The sequence below is a fragment of the Syntrophales bacterium genome (genome assembly GCA_023229765.1).
Taxonomy (GTDB): domain Bacteria; phylum Desulfobacterota; class Syntrophia; order Syntrophales; family UBA5619; genus DYTH01.
On sequence record JALNYO010000015.1, the window covers coordinates 1 to 20,630 of the forward strand.

General features: G+C 51.1%; 18 protein-coding genes. 8 read left to right on the top strand and 10 right to left on the bottom strand.

The window, feature by feature from the left end:
• The 4 genes from M0P74_09485 to M0P74_09500 all read right to left on the bottom strand — a co-directional run.
• On the bottom strand, window positions 1-573 hold a 573-nt coding region (locus M0P74_09485), incomplete at its 3' end, for a DUF1353 domain-containing protein (GenBank protein ID MCK9363811.1).
• 145 nt (window positions 574-718) lie between these two features.
• The gene (locus M0P74_09490; protein MCK9363812.1) at window positions 719-4,006 is read right to left on the bottom strand and encodes an N-6 DNA methylase; all 3,288 of its coding nucleotides are present in this window, start codon (window positions 4,004-4,006) and stop codon (window positions 719-721) included.
• A gap of 86 nt (window positions 4,007-4,092) precedes the next feature.
• Complete coding sequence (locus M0P74_09495; GenBank protein MCK9363813.1) at window positions 4,093-4,818, bottom strand: hypothetical protein; 726 nt, start codon at window positions 4,816-4,818, stop codon at window positions 4,093-4,095.
• Between the two features lie 80 nt (window positions 4,819-4,898).
• Window positions 4,899-5,555, bottom strand: coding sequence for a hypothetical protein (locus M0P74_09500; protein ID MCK9363814.1), 657 nt, complete (start codon window positions 5,553-5,555; stop codon window positions 4,899-4,901).
• A gap of 250 nt (window positions 5,556-5,805) precedes the next feature.
• Here M0P74_09500 and M0P74_09505 point away from each other — a divergent pair, with 250 nt between their 5' ends.
• Window positions 5,806-6,831 carry a phage integrase N-terminal SAM-like domain-containing protein gene (locus M0P74_09505; GenBank protein MCK9363815.1) on the top strand — a complete coding sequence of 342 codons (1,026 nt, stop codon included), beginning with the start codon at window positions 5,806-5,808 and terminating at the stop codon, window positions 6,829-6,831.
• A 40-nt stretch (window positions 6,832-6,871) separates the two neighbouring features.
• Here M0P74_09505 and M0P74_09510 read toward each other — a convergent pair whose 3' ends face one another.
• The 4 genes from M0P74_09510 to M0P74_09525 all read right to left on the bottom strand — a co-directional run bounded on the left by M0P74_09510 (window position 6,872) and on the right by M0P74_09525 (window position 11,251).
• Window positions 6,872-7,174 carry a hypothetical protein gene (locus tag M0P74_09510; protein MCK9363816.1) on the bottom strand — a complete coding sequence of 101 codons (303 nt, stop codon included), beginning with the start codon at window positions 7,172-7,174 and terminating at the stop codon, window positions 6,872-6,874.
• Window positions 7,175-7,265: 91 nt separating this feature from the next.
• Entirely contained in the window at window positions 7,266-8,912 is a 1,647-nt protein-coding gene (locus tag M0P74_09515) for a peptide-binding protein (protein MCK9363817.1), read from the bottom strand.
• A gap of 303 nt (window positions 8,913-9,215) precedes the next feature.
• Window positions 9,216-9,890: an acetate--CoA ligase family protein gene (locus tag M0P74_09520; protein ID MCK9363818.1), complete on the bottom strand. Its 675-nt coding sequence runs from the start codon at window positions 9,888-9,890 to the stop codon at window positions 9,216-9,218.
• Window positions 9,884-11,251, bottom strand: coding sequence for a CoA-binding protein (locus M0P74_09525; protein MCK9363819.1), 1,368 nt, complete (start codon window positions 11,249-11,251; stop codon window positions 9,884-9,886). The genes M0P74_09520 and M0P74_09525 overlap by 7 nt, the downstream gene beginning before the upstream one ends.
• A 337-nt stretch (window positions 11,252-11,588) precedes the next feature.
• Here M0P74_09525 and M0P74_09530 point away from each other — a divergent pair, with 337 nt between their 5' ends.
• The 6 genes from M0P74_09530 (at window position 11,589) to M0P74_09555 (ending at window position 18,036) form a co-directional block, all read left to right on the top strand.
• A complete protein-coding gene (locus tag M0P74_09530) occupies window positions 11,589-14,378 on the top strand; it encodes an Ig-like domain-containing protein (protein ID MCK9363820.1) in 2,790 nt (929 codons plus the stop codon).
• Between the two features lie 352 nt (window positions 14,379-14,730).
• Entirely contained in the window at window positions 14,731-15,153 is a 423-nt protein-coding gene (locus M0P74_09535; GenBank protein MCK9363821.1) for a ParB N-terminal domain-containing protein, read from the top strand.
• A gap of 42 nt (window positions 15,154-15,195) precedes the next feature.
• On the top strand, window positions 15,196-15,915 hold the full coding sequence (locus M0P74_09540; protein MCK9363822.1) for an AzlC family ABC transporter permease: 720 nt from the start codon (window positions 15,196-15,198) through the stop codon (window positions 15,913-15,915).
• Entirely contained in the window at window positions 15,912-16,232 is a 321-nt protein-coding gene (locus M0P74_09545; protein ID MCK9363823.1) for an AzlD domain-containing protein, read from the top strand. The genes M0P74_09540 and M0P74_09545 overlap by 4 nt, the downstream gene beginning before the upstream one ends.
• 108 nt (window positions 16,233-16,340) lie before the next feature.
• The gene (gene ltaE / locus M0P74_09550) at window positions 16,341-17,384 is read left to right on the top strand and encodes a low-specificity L-threonine aldolase (GenBank protein ID MCK9363824.1); all 1,044 of its coding nucleotides are present in this window, start codon (window positions 16,341-16,343) and stop codon (window positions 17,382-17,384) included.
• A gap of 1 nt (window position 17,385) precedes the next feature.
• Window positions 17,386-18,036, top strand: coding sequence for a lysophospholipid acyltransferase family protein (locus M0P74_09555; GenBank protein MCK9363825.1), 651 nt, complete (start codon window positions 17,386-17,388; stop codon window positions 18,034-18,036).
• Window positions 18,037-18,075: 39 nt separating this feature from the next.
• Here the strand turns inward: M0P74_09555 and M0P74_09560 are convergent, their stop codons facing one another.
• The gene (locus M0P74_09560; GenBank protein ID MCK9363826.1) at window positions 18,076-18,585 is read right to left on the bottom strand and encodes a DNA-deoxyinosine glycosylase; all 510 of its coding nucleotides are present in this window, start codon (window positions 18,583-18,585) and stop codon (window positions 18,076-18,078) included.
• Between the two features lie 253 nt (window positions 18,586-18,838).
• Between M0P74_09560 and M0P74_09565 the strand changes: the two genes are divergently transcribed.
• Complete coding sequence (locus tag M0P74_09565) at window positions 18,839-19,075, top strand: hypothetical protein (protein ID MCK9363827.1); 237 nt, start codon at window positions 18,839-18,841, stop codon at window positions 19,073-19,075.
• 148 nt (window positions 19,076-19,223) lie between these two features.
• On the opposite strand, the gene M0P74_09570 is transcribed toward M0P74_09565, so the two are convergent.
• The gene (locus tag M0P74_09570) at window positions 19,224-20,630 is read right to left on the bottom strand and encodes a hypothetical protein (protein MCK9363828.1); all 1,407 of its coding nucleotides are present in this window, start codon (window positions 20,628-20,630) and stop codon (window positions 19,224-19,226) included.

Here is a 20,630-nt window from a genome sequence, read left to right on the forward strand (position 1 = left end):
TCTCTGCGTTCCTCCTCCGTCAGTGTTACTCGATATCTTGGTTGCATGGCGACCTCCTTCATTGAGTTGTCGCCAGAATATCATACTTTCTCTAAATACGAAAGATAAAATGTTACATGGTACTAGATAAATCACAGACTCGTCGAAATCGTCAACGATACTCTCTTTCATTGCAATGACTAAGAGCCTGTCCGCCTGAGCCCTAGCGCATCCTTGGGACCAATATAAATAGTCGTGCACTATGGCTGCTCGGCTGTACCGTCCGTGTGGGCTAAGCCCCCATGACCAGAGTTTTTCCGGAATAGAGGCGAAGTCTGTGACAAAACCCTTAGGTACGACAATTCGTTCATTTGTATTCCCAATAACGTAAGTCATGTCTTCGATGGTTATCCAAAATTTGTTGGCGCCGTCTGCGCGCACTCCCGGTGATGGGGGGGCTGCTTTATTGTTGCCGAATTCCGCTGATGATGAGGCGGGGAATGGCGCGATGTGTGATTGCGAATAAGACATTTGGCACAACGATACTACTATGACACATACAATTGCAATTTGGAGCCACACTAGCTTTTTCATCTTTTGATCTCCTTTCTGGGGATTTCATAGAAGTCTTTAGGTAACCAGCCAAAACTATCAATTTACACACGTGAGACGATAAATTTCATAACGTTACGGGTCACGCGCGACGGGTACGCCGTCGCGTGGACCCGATTGTTGGGCTTCATGATTCCACTTCCGACTTGTGTCCTGGTATGACCACGACACTCTTCTCAATGCCAGGATACAGGGCGTCAATTTCGGTCTGGGTGGCGAGGGTGCGTCCGAGCGCCGTAACAATGCGGCAATAGGTACGTATGCCGTCAAGATCAAGGCGACGTTCCTGACGGTCTTTCAGCCACTTCTCGCAGACTTGGTAGCCGCCCACTTGGTAGCTCCACACGGCTTCGGCCACAGGAGCGAAATATTGAGTTGCGTTGATGTACACACGCTGTTCGCCCGGTTCGTAGCGAAACCCAGCTTTTCGCCCCTTGCCGATGCAACTGTTGCCTTCGCCATCGAACCGGCAGGTAGGCGGGTCGAGTTCCCGGGATGTGAGCAGATGCAGCGTAGTCAGCCTTGCGCCCAGGGCAGCGAGTTTCGAGAACAGCTTCGCGTCTGACGTGATCGGCACGCGCGGAAAATCCGTCCGCAGGAACTCGGCGTATTTTTCTCGGTACGCAGGAGCGTACAGTACGGCATAAATGTAATGGAAAATCTCCTCGGGCGAGGGTTCCGCGCCGTATGCCCGAACTAATGCCTGAACCAAAGTCGGATTCAGGTTCGGCGGGTTTCCCGACGGTTCGTGGTGGGCGAAGAGGTCTGTGCTGTCGGTAGAGGGATAGATGTAGAGAGGGAAAAAGTAGTCAATTGTCTTGAGCGAGACGGCAACATGGTCTGATATTGTACTGGCGACAAAAGCGTGTTGCCAAGAACCCACATATTCGACACGCTTTGGCATGAGCATAGCCAAGTTCTGAGTCGCCAACATGTGGTGCATGACCTCGGGGCGTGGTCTGCATATGAAACCCCCAGAGCGACCGGTATAGTATGTGTGGCGTACGTCGAAAGGGCGATAGAGGATTGGAACCACGTTGTCGCGATTTGGCCCTGAATCATGCAAATCCTTCTGAGCCAATGACACCTTCCAGTCTTGCGAATCCTTGCCGAGTTGGTAGCCTTGCCGCGCCATTTCCGGTTCCATGCGCGAGAAAACAGTGACGGTTTTCCATGCCTCCTCCTCCGACCAGTGAATGGTCAGTCCGTCCCTTGCCGTCACGATGCCAACGCTATTCACGGGAAATACCTCAAGGATGGAAATAAACCGCCGATACCCGGCGTCCAGCGCGTTATCGCGCGGAACGAACAGATGGAACGGCGATATGGGCTTCAACTCCTGCCAATCGGTTTTCCTCAGGTCGTTGCTGTTGAGCCAGCCATACTTTGACTCTCTCGAACCCCAGAGATTGGCATGTCGGATGACGGCATCGGCCTTTCGTTTGCCGCCTTGCTTGATGAAGAAGGCGATGGCCACACCCTGTCGGATGTCGAAGACGTTCTTGTCGGGACTCCCATCGGGGCAGATCTCCTTCTTCAGGGAGTTGCCGTGCAGGTCGAGGATGTAAATCTCGTCGAAGGTGTGCATCAAGCTTTGGCGCATGCCCCGGAAGGTCGGGTTGTCGATGTAGCCGTGGTTGGTGATCATGCCGACAACCCCGCATCCAGCCTTTTCAATTTTCCATTGGGCGAAGCGCAGAAACTTCACGTAGTCGTCCTGCAGCCACTTGGGATTCTTCTCGCCCAAGGGCCTTTCATCCACAAAGAAATAATCCTTTATCAGATGACCTATAAACGTTGGCTGCAAAATGTCGTCTGTTTCAATCTTGAGTGTGCGAATAATGGCCTCTGCGCCACCGCCCGCCTTGGGATTCCATCCGATGACATATTTGTCGCCTTTCTGGAGCTTACTCATCCGTTCACTTGGATTGCTCGAATGCCCGGAATACGGGGGATTACCAAGGATTACAAGAATCGGGGTTTGCTTCTTGACGATACCGGCGAGGCGGGATTCCTCGGCCAGGGCAAAGAAGCCGGGCAGGTGGCTCTCTTCCAGTATCTCGTTGTCAAGGGTGTTCGTGAGGTAGAAGGGAACGCGCTCTTGGTCCGTCAGACGGTGGCCCAGTTCTTCGAGGAAGAAGCTCATCTTGAGGTGGCCCACGGCGTAGGGTGCCATCATCAACTCAAAGGCGTAGAAGTTCTTGAGGACGTGCCGCCGGATGAAATCCTCGCGCCCACCGCTGCCGTACTTGGCCTCGAATTCCGCGACGGCCTGTTGCGCAGCGCGGGCGATGAAGGTCATGGTACCCGCCGCCGGATCGAGCAGCGTGACGCCCTCTGAGGCCAGACCGTCGCATTTGCCGAACTCGGTTTTGAGGAGGCCATGCAGCGAGCGCACGATGTAGCCGACTACCGGTTCGGGCGTGTAGTAAACGCCGCGCCGCTCGCGCTCAGCGGGATCGTATTGAGCGAGAAAAGTCTCGTAAAAGTGAACGATGGGATCACTACCCTTGCCTTCCTGGTAGTAGCGGTCAAGGATGCCGGGCGCATCGGCCACGGCCAGGACTTCGGCAATGTCGTCCACGCACCAGGCAAGCTGTTCGGACAGATCGCCGAGCGAAATAAAGCGGAAGATGTCGCGCAGGACACCGATCGTGTGCGGGATGCTATCGAAAGCGGCCCGTCGGCTGAAGTTGTCACCGGCCCGAGTTCGTGCGGCAAAGAGGCCATAGGTAATGGTTTGGGCAAAGAGATCGGCGAAGTCCTCCGGTGTCAACGTGCCGATGAGATAGGTCTGGAAAGCTTCAAAGAATCCGGAAAGCACGCCCGGCGCATCCTTTTCCTGCCCAAGCTGCTGAGCGACAACATCCCGAAGGAAGCGAGTTCGTTTAGCCAGTTCGACGGCGAGAGACTCGGCCGTAAACGCCTTGGGCAGCGAGAAACCGAGAAAGCGGTCAAGGAGGGCATACAGTTCGTCGACCTTTTCCACCGGCGGCATCGTGCGCAACCGGTTAAGAATCAAGGGCCGGGCGGCAAGAACCGTCTCCACGCGCTCGCCGTTCCGGTATAACCGAAATTCAAGGAAGTTGGTCAGAATGAGATTGGGGAACGTGGAGCGATAGCGCGTGAGTTGTTCAGACTCCTCGACAACGTCCAGCCTATCTTCCGTCGGCTTCTTGGCTTCGACATAGCCGATGATGCGGTCCGTACCATTCCACAGACGAAAATCGGGGTTCCCGGCATCGGTGGGTTTGGGAAGGGTGGTGACGCGCACATTCGCCCGCCCAGTTGACTTGGCTATAGCCGCCAGCATTTCGGCAAGCGTCGGGTAGAAACTTTCCTCTCTCGCGTCCCCTTGCAGGGCCACGGCGGAAAGCTCTTTGAGATACTTGGTGAATACCGGTTTATCGCTCATCTTGTCACTATTCGTGCCGTCCCATCGGGAAGTTAAGTGGCGGTAAATACTGCGCACAGTATTTACCGCCCATCTTAAACGCCTTATTAGAAGTCTTCTTGAAGCTTATTCAATGCTTTATTAATGAACTCCCTTATTGTCATTGATTCTAATTCTTTTTGCCAAGTTGCCTGATAAGAATGTTGTGATCGTTTTAATGGAAAGCAATAAAGTTGTTTTTTATCACCTATATGTACCCACTCTGAACCATAGATTACTGCGAATAAACCTTCAGGTAATAAAATTATTTTTTTATTTGCGTCCTCTACTAATTTCATTACGGCTGTCTTTACATGAATCTCATCCATATCTCCATCGTCATTCCAAATAGCGATAATTGAATTTCCATTTCCAACTTGAGAAAATTTATTTAGTATTTTTCCAAAAGCTTTTTCAACATCCCTCTTGATATTGCCATAATCTGACAGTGTTTCTCGACCATCAGATAAATTAAATTCAGGCGGACCCGGATATATTTTTCGAAAACGCATTATTTCTACAAAAGCATGATTACCATCCCTTGATACTTTTAAATCAGGACCTTGTTTACCTAAGGGTTCTATTTCCACATGAAAAGCAAGGGCTATGAAAACTAAGGAATACCAAACTTCAATTATATAATCTTTAATTTCCTCTTTATCTGCGGTAGAAAAGATTCTTTTAAATATTCGTTGTGCCCCAGAAAGTTGATTCATAACAAGAAATTGTTTTTGCAGATATTGAGAGTCAAAGGCTGGTAAATATTTAGTTATTTTATTAATAGCTTTATCCATTTTATTTACTTCCAACGTGCTGATCAGTGGCGGCTGAAAGCCGTCCGCTGCATTTGCGGGTTAGATATTACTTCATGCTATTAGGGAAGATGCTTGTCGATAAAGCTTCTTATCCCCATAATCATAGTTACTACTTCAGTTTGAGTAATTTCATCAAACTTACCATGATCCGCTTTATTTCGTGTATCTCCCCATACAGTTATCTGTTTATTCTCTGATTGGGAAATATGTTCAATCTGTTTTGATGGTTGATATAAACAGGATTGATGCTTCGAAATAGATGAATGTTGTGGATCATAGGGTAAAGTGTTTTCATCACATAGTCGCCGAAGTGCATCTTCAAGTGTAGCACCAGCAAGAAAGGCTGCAATCCCGAGGTGTAATTGCTTTTGAGTATCGTTCTTGCTCTGTTCTGCAATTTGCGCTTGAGCCTGGGCAATGTCTAGGAAATCGGTCTCAATTTCTCTTGCAATAGTTAATCGAGGACTTTTTAGTGCTCCTTGGTCATAAAGGAGAAGAGCACTTTTGCAAACACCAACTATTCTAGTCCACTCTTGAGAATCAATCGCTCTTTTAATATCTGCCATCAATGGATGACTACCACCGACTGTATCATGGACTACTGACTGAGCAAGCGAAGCTGCTTCGAAGAACTCGACTGGGCCATTGTTTTCCCTTGCTAGATAGCGAATACGTTCAATACGAGCTTTTATCGTAGGGTCTTCAGTTGCAGTCATATCTCCTCCAAATATCTAACAAGTTATTCTGTAGTTCTGTATATCTCCGCTATCCATACAATTTTTGAAAGTTATGACAGCAGCAAAGTGAGTTTATCGTCTTTGCCGCCTATGGCCTTAAGAAAACCGATAACCTACTTAACCATAGGAAATAGTATATAATACCTTGAAAATTTAATCTCAAGCATTTATTTTACCTTGTCGTATATCATGTCAATTGTAATGTTATCAGACACACGGAGGATATCACATGCAAACTACCCCATCAGCATTACAGACAAGATTTGAAGAGCATTTACGGACTAAAGCCATTCCGGATCATCTTGTATGGTCCTATAAGAAATGGCTCCGTTATTATCTGGACTACTGCGAGAAATATCATTTTTCTCCTCAAGATAGAAGCAGTCTGCCTCGATTTGTTAGAAAGTTGAATGAAAAAAAGCAAACAGTCCAACAACAAAGACAGGCCGCTGAGTCAATAAATCTCTATTACGAGATCCTCGGCCAAGAGGGCATGCCGCCAAAAGCACCGCAACCCCAACCTATTCCCCATCAAAAGGCCATCCCCCTTGAAGCCGGCAAACCCGAACTCATCCGCGAGTCGCCGGTTTCATCTGCTCAACCTCAAAGAGTCGCACCATCATCCTCTCGCGAAGCTGTATCATCGTCTGGCGCCTACAGTCTCTCAAAAACCGTAAAGGTTTCCGGCATGCCGCCCGTCGCACCAACCGGAACGAATAACGCGACCTCGTCTCAAGTGCAAGTGAAGCAAGGATCCGGGGCTTCCTGGAAGTCGGAATATTCCCGACTGGCGGATGAAATATCCGTTCGCCATTATTCCAAGAAAACATTGCAGACCTATCAAGGATGGACAAGAAAGTTCCAAACTTTTACACAGAGCAAGAAGCCGGAATTGCTCTCAACGAATGATGTAAAAGAATTTTTAACGTTTTTAGCGGTGAAAAAAAAGGTGGCGGCGAGCACTCAAAATCAGGCGTTCAATTCCCTGTTATTCTTTTACCGCCATGTTTTTAATAAGGAATTCGGCAAGGTTGAAGGCGTCGTCAGGGCAAAACAAAAGCCTTATATCCCCGTCGTTTTATCCCGTGATGAGATCAATGAAATTCTGAAGCATCTGGAGTCTCCATATAACCTCGTTGTAAAATTGCTTTATGGGTGCGGGCTTCGGCTTTTCGAATGCCTGGGGCTTCGCGTTCAATGCATGAATTTCGATGCAGGTATCGTAACCGTTCACGACGGCACGGGACACAGTTAATCATCCCGTTGTCTTCAATTGAGCTATGCCCAATAATTTATTAAATGTGTGATTTAGCTATTTTGATGGCAAGCTCTCTATCTTTTGTAAAAAAGCTCCATTCCGTTCCTGCTGATTGAATATCGGCCTCCTTGCCTCGACCTCTGCAATAATACCAGTGCCCAAAGCGCTCGACAGTAGAAAACGGATGATTGTCTGCACAGAAGATTCCACAAGTATTAACCTCCTCGAAAAAAATAGTTTCGTCGGGAACGCTGTCATAGGACAAGTCTTTAGGTAATGCGATTTGAGATACATCCAATTTTTCTTCTTCCTTTTCATCCAACCATTCAGAAATATTCATCGATTCTTTCCTCCCTGACCATTATCCCCCTGCGTGAATTCAACCTGCGAATCATCCAGTAAAGAGGAGCCGGCAATGCCCAAGAACCTCTCTATTTTGTCATGACAAATTTCTGCTCCGCCTTGGGCGCGTACCACTTGATGAAATTGTGGCCGATCCCGAGCGGGGCGACTTCGACCCCGCGGAAGCGGGCGCTGATGATCGGCAGGGCGTCGGGAACATAGAGAAAAAGGTAGGGCTGTTCTTCGGCGAGGATCTCCTGGATTCGGTCATAATAGTGCTTCCGGGGGGGCTGATCGAAGGTGCTCCGCGCCTTTTCGATCAGCGAATCAACCTCGCTGTTTTTGTACGAGATAAAATTCAGTTCCTCCGGCCCCGTCTTGCTGGAGTGCCAGACGTCGTAGATGTCCGGATCAAGTGGAATCGTCCAGCCGAGAAGCGTCGCGTCAAACTTCCTTTTGTTGATGAAATCATTAACAAAAGCGGCCCACTCGATAACCCGCAGCTTGGCCTTGATGCCGACCTCGGCCAGACGTTGCTGAATAATTTCGGCAGTCTTGGCCCGCACCTCGTTTCCCTGGTTCGTGATTATCTCAAACTCGAAGGGATGTCCCTCTTTATCCAGGATGCCGTCGCCGTTGCGGTCAATCCAGCCGGCCTCGGCCAGGAGCGCCTTCGCCTTTTGCGGATCGTACGGATAATCGCGCACCTTCGGGTTATATACCCAGGTCCCCGGCTTAAACGGCCCGGTGGCAATTTTGCCCAGTCCCAGAATAATCCCGTCGATTATCTCCTGCCGGTTTATCGAATATGCAATCGCCTGGCGAACCCGTTTGTCGGCAAAAAGGGGGTTTTTCAAGTTGTATCCCAGATAGGTGTATGAATTGGAAAGATAACGATATTTATGATAGTTTTTTTTGAAAAGATTGTTCTCCGTCTGCCTTTTGTACTGAAGTGGGGTCAGCCCCATCCGGTCAATGCCGCCCGCCCGCAATTCCAGAAACATCGTTGCAGAATCCGGGATAATCCGCAGGATATACCCATCGATATAGGGTCTACCTTCGAAATAGTCGTGATTGGAAATAAGGACTATCTTCTGGCCGCCTGCCCACTCCTTGAATTTATAAGGCCCGGTGCCGACTGGGTGACGGCCGAGCGCGGAGCGGGTGATGTCTTTTCCGGCAAGGAGATGTTTTGGCAGGATGCCTATCGCCCAGCTCATCAAGGCGGGCGCGAACGGTTTGTCGTACGTCGCTCTGAAGGTATAATCATCAATAACTTCCGTCTTCTTCACCTTCAGAAAGTCGCCCGCATAAGCGGTCGGCGTGCGGGGATCAATGGTAACCTGATAGGTGTAGAGCACATCCGCCGCAGTGAAAGGGGCGCCGTCGTGCCAGCGAACCCCGCGGCGCAGGTGGAAGGTTATGACGAGCCCGTCGGGGGATATCTCCCATGCCTCGGCTAAATCGCCGACAACCTTTAAATCCTTGTCGTACTTGACAAGGCCGTTGTAGATGAGGCCGGCAATTTCGTGGGAGGTTGAATCAGAAGCAAGCAACGGGATGAGATTGGAGGCGTCGCCGATCGAACCCTCAACGATAATGTCGCCATAGGCCGGCGCTGGCGAAGCAGTTGGTTCCGCAAGAGGCGCCTTTTCCTGGCTGCCGCAAGCCAAAGCAAGCAGACACAATGAAGAAAGAATAATGATTTTTGCCTTTTCACTCGAAAATGCGTTCATATTTCATTGATCTATAATGGTTTATCATTCACGGAACCGCTACGGACACGACGAGAGACCTTTGAATAACTGCCAATATTGTCATTTCGACCGAAGGGAGAAATCTTTAACTATGCACGAGCATTAAGATTTCTCGTCGCTAACGCTCCTCGAAATGACAAAATTCAAAGGTCTCGACGAAGAGCGGCCCTCCGGTTTGATGGACATTAAACGGCGGGTTAATCCTGCTTTGTGACGGCGCGCCATCGTGAGGGTTTATCTGGCGGGAAACTACCCCGCCGCCCCATTTGCCTTGTCCGGTTTTTACTTCAGCACGAAGCGTGCATCCCCTACTATGCAGCGCTCCGGGGAACAAAAGAGCGGATTTAGGTCAATGGATTCAATAAATTCACTGATTTCCATAACCAGCTCGGAAAATGCCATAAGCGTCCGGGTCAATGCCTCCCGGTTAACCGGCGGGGCGCCCCGGTAACCTTCCAGCAAGGGATGAGCTTTAAGACATTTAATCATTGAATTAACGTCGTTTTTTTGCAGGGGAGCCATCCGGATACCCGTATCCTTGTAGAGCTCCACTTCCGTACCCCCCATCCCGAAAAGAATGACCGGTCCGAACTGGCTATCCACCTTGGCGCCGGCCATCATTTCCAGACCGGAGACCATTTCTTCAACCAGCATCCCGGTAAAACCCTTCATCTTGCGGAACCGCTCAAAGGTCGCAAAAAGCGAATCTTCGTTATTGATTCCGATAACAACCCCTCCCGCATCGGATTTATGCATGATGTCGGGCGAGACGACTTTTGCAGCCACCGGATAGCCCTTTTCCCGGACAAAGCGGGTCGCTTCTTCGAAGCTTGCGGCCATCGTAAAACGGGGAACGTCGATCCCCGAAAGACGCAGGATATTCTTTGCATCCGGTTCCAGCACCCACCCACTGCCCTTTGACTTCTCCAGTATCTCCCTGATTTCATTTTTCAGCATGGTTTGCACCTCTTCAAGGCCGCGGCCATCAGCACCGCCGCTTCAATCGAGTGAGCCACCGGAACTCCATTGAGCTCAAATCCCTCGATCATCATCTCATATTTTTCCACATGCGGCACATAGGCGATTAACGCCTTCCCCGCCTTTTGAAAGATGGAACTCAGCCTCGCCCCCAGATCGGAGGTGATTCCGGGGGTATAGGGAAGAAGCAGCATCAATGCGCAGTCAATTCCCGGCATGGCGCTCAGATGGCTGGCAACGGCGATAAAGTCTTCGTCCACGCCGCTGCCCGTCAAATCAATGGGGTTGGAGAGCGAAGCGATGTTCTTGATGCTGTCGGAGATCCCTTCCTTAAGCAGTTCCTGCTCCTTGGGAGCGAGCTGCGGCACTTGCAGTCCCTGGGCCGCGCAGACATCGACGGTGATGGCGCCATGCCCGCCGCTGCAGGTAACAATGGCGACGTTGCCGTCAATGGGCGTTTGATAACAACTCAGGGCTTCACAAAAGGAGATTAGCTCCAATTCATTTTTCGCTTCCACGACGCCCATTTGCGCCATTACCTGAGAAAATACCTCATAATCGCCGGCCAGGGAGGCGGTATGGCTCGAGACCGCCCTGCTCCCACCCGGGCTCTTTCCGGATTTGATCATAATAACCGGTTTCGTGCATGCTTTCGCGGCAAGGACAAAGTCCCGCCCCTCACCCTTGGCAAAACCTTCGACATAAAAGGCGATAACCTTCGTTGCCGGGTCGCCTTCGAGATACCGAAGCAGATCTATTTCCCTGATCAGCGCCTTGTTCCCGATACTTACCCCGAGGGAGAGCCCTATCCCCTCTTCCTTGAATTTGAGCATGACGTCCACAAGGATTCCCCCGCTCTGACTTACCACCGCCACATTCCCCGACTCCGGCCTGATCATGCGCTCGATCGGCAGAAAGAAAGTATCCACGATGGCAGGGGCGTAAATGCCAAGGCAATTCGGGCCGACAAAGGGGAAATCGGCTTTTTTCGCCAGAACCGCGAGTTGTTCCTGGAGGTCATGGCGACCGATTTCGGAAAACCCTCCCGAGATGATCACGGCGCCGCCAACCTTGGCCTCGATGCACTGAGAAAGGATAGCGGGCACCTGTTCGGCGCGCGCGGCAATCACCGCCAAATCAATTCTTTCAGGAATATCTGATATTTGCTTGAAGACAGTTTCCCCCTGCAGGACTCCCCCCTTGGGATTGACCGGATAGACCTTCACCGGATAGCGCAGCAGGTTTTTTCTGAAAATCACGTTGGCCGGATTTTGGTCGTTCTGCAGTGAAACGCCGATTACCGCCATAGTCTTTGGTTGAAACAGGTATCGAAAATCCATAATTATCCCTCTTAATTGTCCTTTTCACCGTAAAACGATAACGCCTGACAATTTGGAAGCATACCCCAGAAGACGCGGATTGTCCATTGAACAATAATCCCCATGTCATCGAACCACTTTTACTATCTCCTGCAACCTTTCATGGGGAAATCAATGCACTGTACATAGTTTCAGTGGATTAGAATCGCCAGAGTCCCGCACCATATTGCTGCCATTATTTGATGTCATTACCGCCTCATAATATATCTTGACTTAGGTGCGAATGAGCATATTGTTTAATTAACATAATGAACGACTGAGAAAATTGAATTATACTTCCCATATAGGGGATTGAAAAATGGCTTCCGAGCCCTGTCCTTATGATGCGATGGGGCTTTTTGTTCTATATGAGGATATCTTAGAAACCTTGGAACTGTACGTCAATCTGATAAAGGAGATTGCCATGAAAAACGCAAGGAAAATGATCAACACCATTTTTGCCATGCTTCTCGGTCTGATAGTAATTACTGTCAGCAATCAGGCATTTGCCCAAAGCGGTACCTGGGAGACTAAGGCCCCAATGCCCACCGTCCGGTGGAACGCAGCCAGCGGAGTGATCAACAGCAAGCTCTACGTGGCGGGCGGGACTGGGACTGGGGCTAACTCATTAGCCACTCTTGAGGTCTACGACCCGGCCACCAACGCCTGGGCCACGAAAGCCTCCATGCCTACTGCACGGAACAGCGTGGGCGGAGGGGTGATCAACGGCAAGCTATACGTGGTGGGAGGCAATATTGCCCAGAACCAAAAGCTGGCCACCCTCGAGGTCTACGACCCAGCCAATGACACCTGGACCACGAAAGCTTCCATGCATACTCCGCGTTCGGGTCCAGGGGCTGTCGCGATTGATGGTAAGCTGTATGTAGCAGGAGGCTGCCTGGGATTCTGTGCGCCTGTGACAAATGCACTCGAGGTTTACGACCCCGCCACCGACACCTGGACTACGAGATCCCCACTGCCTACTGCGCGCGGCGGCACAGATGTTGAGGCGGTAAACGGCCTCTTTTATGTCATGGGCGGCTGCTGTGGCGCGGTTAGTTCGCAAAGCGACCTGATGGCCAAAACCATAGAGACGTATAACCCAATAACCGACACCTGGACCACCGAGACTCAGCATCTCGTTGGAGTGGGCGACACGGCGGGGACTATTAACGGGAAGATTTATGCGGCGAAGTCCGCAGCGACTGAGGTTTACGATCCCGCAACCGATACTTGGGCCTTTCTTTCACCCATGGCCATCACCCGGCAATATGCAGCCGGAGGAGTGATCAACGGCAAGCTCTACGTGGCGGGAGGATATGATGGGGCTGCGGGGTCAGCCACCCTCGAGGCGTTCACCCCATTGACAGGTATGACATCATGTATAGGCGACGTCAACGGTGACGGCAAGATCGGATTTGCCGAGGCAATCAGTGCTTTGCAGGTCTTATCCGGATTGAGACTTTCTGTATGCAATCAGGCGCCGCCTCTTGACGGCGTCTGCGGGTCGTCCAACGGCGGTGTATTTACAACGGCGCCTTCGGCTGGCCTTTGCGGTGCGGGATCAGCGACTTCGGTCACCGGAACCGGTCCCTGGTCTTGGAGCTGTGCGGGGTCCAACGGCGGTGCGACAGCCAGTTGTGCAACCCTCCAGGCCTCCCCTGTTGACGGTGTCTGCGGATCGTCCAACGGCGGTGTATTTACAACGGCGCCTTCGGCTTACCTTTGTAGTGCGGGATCAGCGACTTCGGTCACCGGAGACGGTCCCTGGTCCTGGAGCTGTACAGGGGCCAACGGCGGTGCGACAGCCATTTGTGCAGCAACCCTCGAAGTACCACCTGTTGATGGTGTCTGCGGGTCAGCCAGCGGCGGGATATTTACAACGGCGCCTTCATCTGACCTTTGCGGTGCGGGATCAGCGACTTCGGTCACTGGAAACGGTTCCTGGTCTTGGAGCTGCACGGGTGCCAATGGCGGCACAACAGCCGCCTGTGCAGCAACCCTCGAAGCCCCCCCTGTTGATGGCGTCTGCGGGTCAGCCAACGGCGGGATATTTACAACGGCGCCTTCGGCCTACCTTTGTAGTGCGGGATCAGCGACTTCGGTCACTGGAAACGGTTCCTGGTCTTGGAGCTGCACGGGTGCCAATGGCGGCACAACAGCCGCCTGTGCAGCAACCTTGACCGTGCCTCCCGCAACATTGGTGTCGATCGCGGTGACGCCAACAATGGCCTCAATACCAATGGGCGGCACACAAGCTTTTATTGCAACCGGCACTTACTCTGATGGCACCAGCCATGACATCAGCAATATTGCGACCTGGACTTCGGGCACCATCGGGGTTGCGACAGTCGTGTCGCCCGGCATCACCACTGGCCTGTCGGTCGGTATGGCAATGATCACTGCAACATCCGGCTACGCGTCCGGCTCAGCAACCTTGTTCGTGTCCTCCGCAACATTGGTGTCGATCGCGGTGACGCCAACAATGGCCTCGATACCAATGGGCCTAACACAAAGTTTTGTTGCAACCGGCACCTACTCTGATGGCACCACCCATGACATCAGCAATATCGCTACCTGGACTTCGGGTGCCATCGCGGTTGCGACAGTCGTGTCGCCCGGCGTCGCCACCGGTGTGTCAACCGGTACAGCAACGATCACTGCAACATCCGGCGGCAAGTCCGGCTCAGCAACCTTGACCGTGACCGCCGCACCATCGAGTTGGACCGAAGTATGGGTAGGTTCTGACGGGCAAGGTAATACAAGTACTACTACCCTTACCAAGAACTCAAGCGGAACAATAACAACTACGGGACAATGGACATACAATTACGGAGGGTACCCTGTGACATGCCTAATTTCGTCGGGTAATATGGCAGTAACAGGAACTAACGTAACCTTAACCATGACGGGAACCGCAACAAATACTAATCCTTACATACCCTCTGGTTTTAATACATCTTTTTTCACCTTGTCGCTAACCGGAACGATGAGTGCTGGACAAGGGAGCGGCACCTCTACGATAAGCTTTCAAAACCCGGATTGGCCCCCTCCCATTTACGGAAATTGGACAGCGCAAAGACAAAGCGGAAGTGGTGTAACGAATTAATCCTGCCGGAGAAATTGATTCTCCGACATGGCTACAAGGCACATGGAAAGCATTACGGGGCGGAACCTACAGATTCCAAATTTTAAATCTGCAGGTTCCGCTTTGTAAAACGTATGACTATTCGATTAAAGTCCGACCTTGGGAGTTTGGTAGTTCACCCACGTAGATAGAGGGCGGTGTAAAGGGTAACCTGAAGTATTAAAATCCCTAACAAAGGCTCCTGAAGGGAGTCGAGTCAAGCTGAGGGTTGCAGCGCGAGTTAACCCAGATATATGAGTTGTATAAAAATAGATGACAGCATATTCACCAGTACAAACAGTAATAGTTGTTTTTAAATGGTTCAGGCTATTGCATGCTTGTGAAGTCAATAACCACTTGTTTTCATTATTTCTGTTGTGTTATCGACCAGACGACCGAGGCGTTTGTCGCGCTGAAGGAGTCGATCGCCGAAAAAGGGGGGCTGGAACTGATTCTCGTTACCCAGAATGGGGGCGAATACCGCCTCGTCGCCGGCGAGAGAAGGCTTCTGGCCTGTCGCGCCTTGAACGGGGAAACGATTCCGGCGCGGATTCTGGCCAACGTTTTTGAAGAATATGACGTGACGGCGCTCCAGCTCATCGAAAACATGCTCCGGGAAGACCTCAATCCGCTTGCTCAGGCGAAGGGGATTCTCTGCTATTTTCAGGCGCGTCATCCGCATTTATTTTCCACTCTGCGGCTCCCGGAGGAGGCGCAACAGGCGCTTGCTTCAGCCAGCACGCTGCCGGAGGCGTAGGCAGAGTATTTTAAGCAACATGCGGTTTAATTTACTAATAATATGAATTCTGGTTCTTCAGATAAGAATTTTTCGATCAGCACTTTCAGAAAAGGATTCGCCGCCGCCTGGCCCGTCTGCCTTGGCTATATTGCGGTCGGATTAGCCTTTGGCGTAATTGCCCGGAAGGCGGGCCTCCAGCCGCTGGAGGTCGGCTTGATGTCGCTCCTTGTTTACGCCGGCAGCTCCCAGTTTATCGCCGCCGCGATGATCGGCAGCGGCGCCGGATTATTGCCAATCGTTCTCACCACATTTGTCGTCAATCTTCGCCATTTGCTGATGAGCTCGGCTTTATCGCTCCATCTGCGCGAATTGAGTGGCCCCCAGACGGCGCTTTTCGCCTATGGCGTTACCGACGAGAGCTTTGCAGTGAACTCCGCCCTTTTTCGTCAAGGCAACTGGAACTGGCAGACAGCGCTTGTTGTCAATCAGATAAGCAACCTGGCCTGGGTGGCAAGCACGATTGCCGGCAGCCTGATCGGCAGCTTTGTGCCGGATGGTGCTTTGGGGCTCGACTATGCGCTGACAGCCATGTTCATCTGTCTTCTGGTATTTCAGGTCAGGGATTCGCTGCATGCATTTGCAGCCCTGCTTTCCGGAATCCTTGCCGTCGCCATTGCGTTTTTTGTTCCGGGCAATTACCATGTTATCCTTGCCTCATTTTTCGCGGCGACCATCGGCCTGATACTCCGGAGAAGAAAAAAGGCGCGTGAAAAGTCATGAACATTGAGATTTTGATAATCATCCTCTGCATGGGCGCCGTCACGTATATCCCCCGCTGGGCGCCGCTTTATCTGCTGTCTCGCCGCAAGCTGCCGTCCTGGTTTATCGAGTGGCTCGATTTCATTCCCGCAGCAATCCTCAGCGCGCTTATCCTCCCGTCCATCCTGACAGTCGGCGAACCAAGGCATTTGGATGCTCTGACCCCGGAGTTTCTTCTGGCACTTCCTACCCTTTTCGTAGCCGTCAAAACCAGATCGCTGGCAGGAACGGTTCTTGCCGGCATGGGCTTGTTCTGGCTCGTCCAGAAATTTCCATGAAGTTGATTATTGCTTAAAATGCAGGGAAATGTTATGGCCAGCGCCATTGAGCAGCATCTCAAAAAGCTTCGCCCGGACAGAGTTTTTATCAAATAAGAGGTCTTAGTTATGAATTATGTTGATTTAAGAAGCGATACGGTAACGCTGCCGACACCGGAAATGCGAAAGGCAATCTTTGATGCCGACCTGGGCGACGATGTTTTCACCGAGGATAGAACGGTGAACAAACTTCAGGAGCTGGCGGCCCAGCGCCTCGGGATGGAAGACGCCCTTTTGGTCGCCAGCGGCACAATGGGGAACCTGGTCTCCGTACTTGCCCACTGCGCCCGCGGCGAGGAGATCATCCTCGGCGACATCTCTCATATTTTTCTGAACGAGGCAGGCGGAATATCAGCGCTCGGCGGCGTTTTTCCCCATACCCTGCCCAATCAGCCCGACGGAACACTAAGGCTGGAGGATATCGAAAACGCCATCCGCGCCGAGAACATCCATTTTCCCCATACCCGCCTGATCTGCCTGGAAAACACCCACAACCGCTGCTACGGCGCCGCCTTGACGCCGCAATACACGGCCTTGGTTGTCGCGCTGGCCCGGCGCCGCGGCCTTCATGTTCACCTCGATGGCTCGCGCATCTTTAATGCGGCCTGCGCCCTCGGCATTGATGTCCGGGAACTGACGAAAGGGGTTGACTCGGTAAATGTCTGCCTTTCCAAGGGATTATCCGCACCGGTAGGCTCGCTTATCTGCGGCGGCAGGGATTTTATCGCACGGGCGCGGCGGATCAGAAAAATGGTGGGCGGCGGGATGCGCCAGGCGGGGGTTATCGCCGCGGCAGGAATTGTCGCCCTGGAAACAATGGTCGCTCGCCTGGCCCAAGACCATGAAAATGCACGCATTCTTGCAGAGGGAATCGCGAACATTCCGGGACTGGCCGCGGAACCGGCGCGGGTACAGACCAACATTGTCTATCTCGACCTTCTTGCTCCAGATTTCACTGATGATGAATTCATGCAACAACTGGCCACAAACGGCGTCAGGCTGCTGCACACCGGCCCGGCCCGCTTCCGGATGGTCACCCACTACGGCATCGACCGGGATGCTATCGCGAGGGCATTGACTGCGCTTGGCAATGTAATGAGAAAAGCGAGCTGAAATGGCGAAGAAGATCGACATCATTTTGACTTCACAGCCTTTTATCGGTTTTTTATACCATTTTATCCGCCTCTATTCGAGCACGCTGCGGCTGAAGGTTGAAAACGAATCCCCGTGGCAGAAACATCTCGAACAGGGCGGGCGCGTTCTTTTGTGTGTCTGGCATCAACAGTTTTTCGGGGCCATCCGTCATTTTCAGAACTACCGCGCTTTAAAACCGGGATTGATGATCTCCAAAAGCAAGGACGGGGAAATCATTGCCGGGGTGGCCCTCCGCAGCGGCTGGGCGCCGATCCGCGGCTCCTCCTCCCGGGGCGGACGGGAGGCGATGAAGGAAATTGTCAATAAGCTTAAAGAAACAGGCCTGGCCGCCCACATCGTTGACGGACCGCAGGGGCCGGCCGGAGTCGTCAAAAACGGACTGATCGCCATCGCCCAATACGCCGACGCGGTGATCGTCCCCTTTTACGTCTTTGCCGACCGGGCCTGGCATTTCAACAGTTGGGACCGCTTTTTTCTCCCGAAACCCTTCTCCCGGGTGACGATCCGGTTCGATGAGATGATTCATCTGACGCCGGCGGAAAATGAAGCGGAATTCGAAGCGCAGCGGGAGTCTGTCGAAAAAAGGATGCTGCCGCATCTGCACCGATGATCTCGAACCGCTTTCACAAGCGGGATCAATAATGTTTATTCATGGCTGCCTGCATATTTTCAGTGCCAGAATCCTCCAGGCTTCCAGCTTGCGCTCGTACGAAATTGTCGCGTAGGCCGGGCTGGTCGAAGGTAGCAGATGGCAGGCCAACGCCCGGGATTTCAACAGTGGTTTGACCCGCTTTAAAAAGGTCAGTTCGGCCTTCCTGCCGTTAAAGAAAACCGCAGTTATCTGAGGATGTTTTGCAAAAAATAATTCAAAATCATTAATAATTTCTGAATCTTTGGCGATGCCTGCGTCAAGGCTGCTTTCCCGCGTGCAGGACGCAAGCACATCCCACAGGGCGATTCTGCTGAATTTCAGAATGCTCAGCCGCTCTTGATAGGGAAGATCCGGAATGGCGCCGAAGAGTTCCCCCATGATCGGCCAGAAATGGTTGCGGGGGTGGGCGTAGTACTGGCCGGCGGCAAGGGACGCCCGGCCCGGCATGCTTCCCAGCACAAGCGCCTTGGCAGCGCCGTCGGCAACCGGCAAAAAAGAGTGAAGCATTATCATCTCAGACCCAACCGTTATATCTCTTATAATATTGCGTCTTTAGACTGATACACCCATCAGTAATGAAAAACAAGCAATTTCGGCTAACTCACCCCGGATCTTTCAGTTTGTCATTAATTTGCAAAATAACCGTTGCCTTAAGGCCAGCTTTGTTGTACAAGGCCTTTGACCTTAAAACCACGGGGCTCGACCCTGTGGTTTTTTATTTATGGCAATTGAGCAGGAGAAACCAAAGAGGAATGAAAACATGATAAACGTATCCAATGTCACCCTTGCCTACGGCAAAAAGACGCTGTTCAAAGAGGTAAATATCAAGTTCACGCCGGGCAACTGCTACGGCGTCATCGGCGCGCGGGAGTATTTTGACGACATGCTGCGGAGAATTATGAGCCATCCGGTCAGTCGTCTGCGGGAGTTGCTGCCTGATGTCTGGAAACCGCTTCCCAAGGATAAGCGCGGCCTGCTGCTTACGGAAAATGCCTGAGATGTGCGCCGGTAGCGTTCCTCGCCTCACTGCACCTTGCTTTTTAAAACCACCCCTATACAGACTGTCAAAGATCATGCCGTCACTGGAGTTGTCCATTGCTGGTGGCTGTCTTCTACCGCGACTGCAAATACTTTACAAGACGGGTTCATCGGACGCTTACACCGGAAGCCATTTCCCAACGTACCGGGGCAACGTCTACTAAAGATTTTTCTCGGACATCTTGTTCCATATAATGATCAAGGACCTCTTTCACTGCACGCGTTAATTCAGCACGATTGACAGTACGGAAAAGATGATTGTGAACGATATATTTAAAAATATCTTGTTCCCAATCCGATAGTGAACATAATTGTGACCACCATTTTTCGGTGGAACCATTACCCTCATGTTTAAATCGGTAAATAATATAAGATTCGGGCATAAGCAGAATTTTATGGAACTCCTCATGATCTTTACCGAATGCCTTCAAGAAGTAATCCCGTTTGGTGCCTACAAGTCCACGCGTGCGTATTAAGACACATTGAATCGCCCTAAGGTACTTTGCATTCCAGTGCTCACCTATATTACCGGCTGTCTTTGACAGACGATCCTTGCTCTGCAAATTCACATATCGCATTGGGAATGAAAATATCTGCAGCCTTAGCTCTTCGTTAAGATCAAGGTTAATCTTCAATCGGTCGTAGAACTCGTCGGGATGATCATGAAAATTGTACAGAATATAATTCGACAGGTATTGAAGACCATACTTGGCTGCTAATCTTACCCTTTCTTCATACAAGTCACGCATGCTAATATCGTCAAACGCGATTCTGACAGGCCGAATTGCGATCTCACTCAACAGCGCCATTTTCTCTTCTGTCAGCAAGCGAGAATCCAATCCCTGATTAAAGTCAATGTAACGGTTCACCGTGCTAGTGCGCCCTGATTTATTTCGATAGGAATAAGTTGCGCCCTTTCCAAATCCCAACGCCTTGATATCTTTTACAATTTCCCTAAATCGTTCCGATGCCAGAACATTGTTGTCTAATAAGATCAAATCACGTTTCTCTCCATACAGTTCTTCGATGAGTTGAATCTGCCGGCGGAGAGGTAAATAGCCATTGAATTCTGGTTCTATTCGATGAACTGCACAAAATGCGCACCTATTTGGGCACCCTCGGGTTGCATACCCAATATAACAGTTTTGCAATGCATAAGTATAATTTGCCTCGTCAAGGATGCTATAGTCCGGTGTTAGTGTATCAATTCTGATCTTATCACCTGGATCAAGAATTCCTGAATTATCCAGAAGCCCTGATATCACAGTGGCACCTGTTTCTAACTCCAAATCATCGCAAAGGAGGGTTGCTAACACCCCTCCCACTATAACATCTGATCTTCGCGGGACACTGTTCTGATAATACTTTATCGTTTTGACAGTTTCCCGCCAATAATAGGTAAAAAGAGAACTCACATATACGCGATCCCAGCGTTCGACACGCTTTTCAGGAATGCATCCTTTCACAAAGACCACTCGGTCATTCAATCGCTTGTGATATGCCGCAATCTTCAT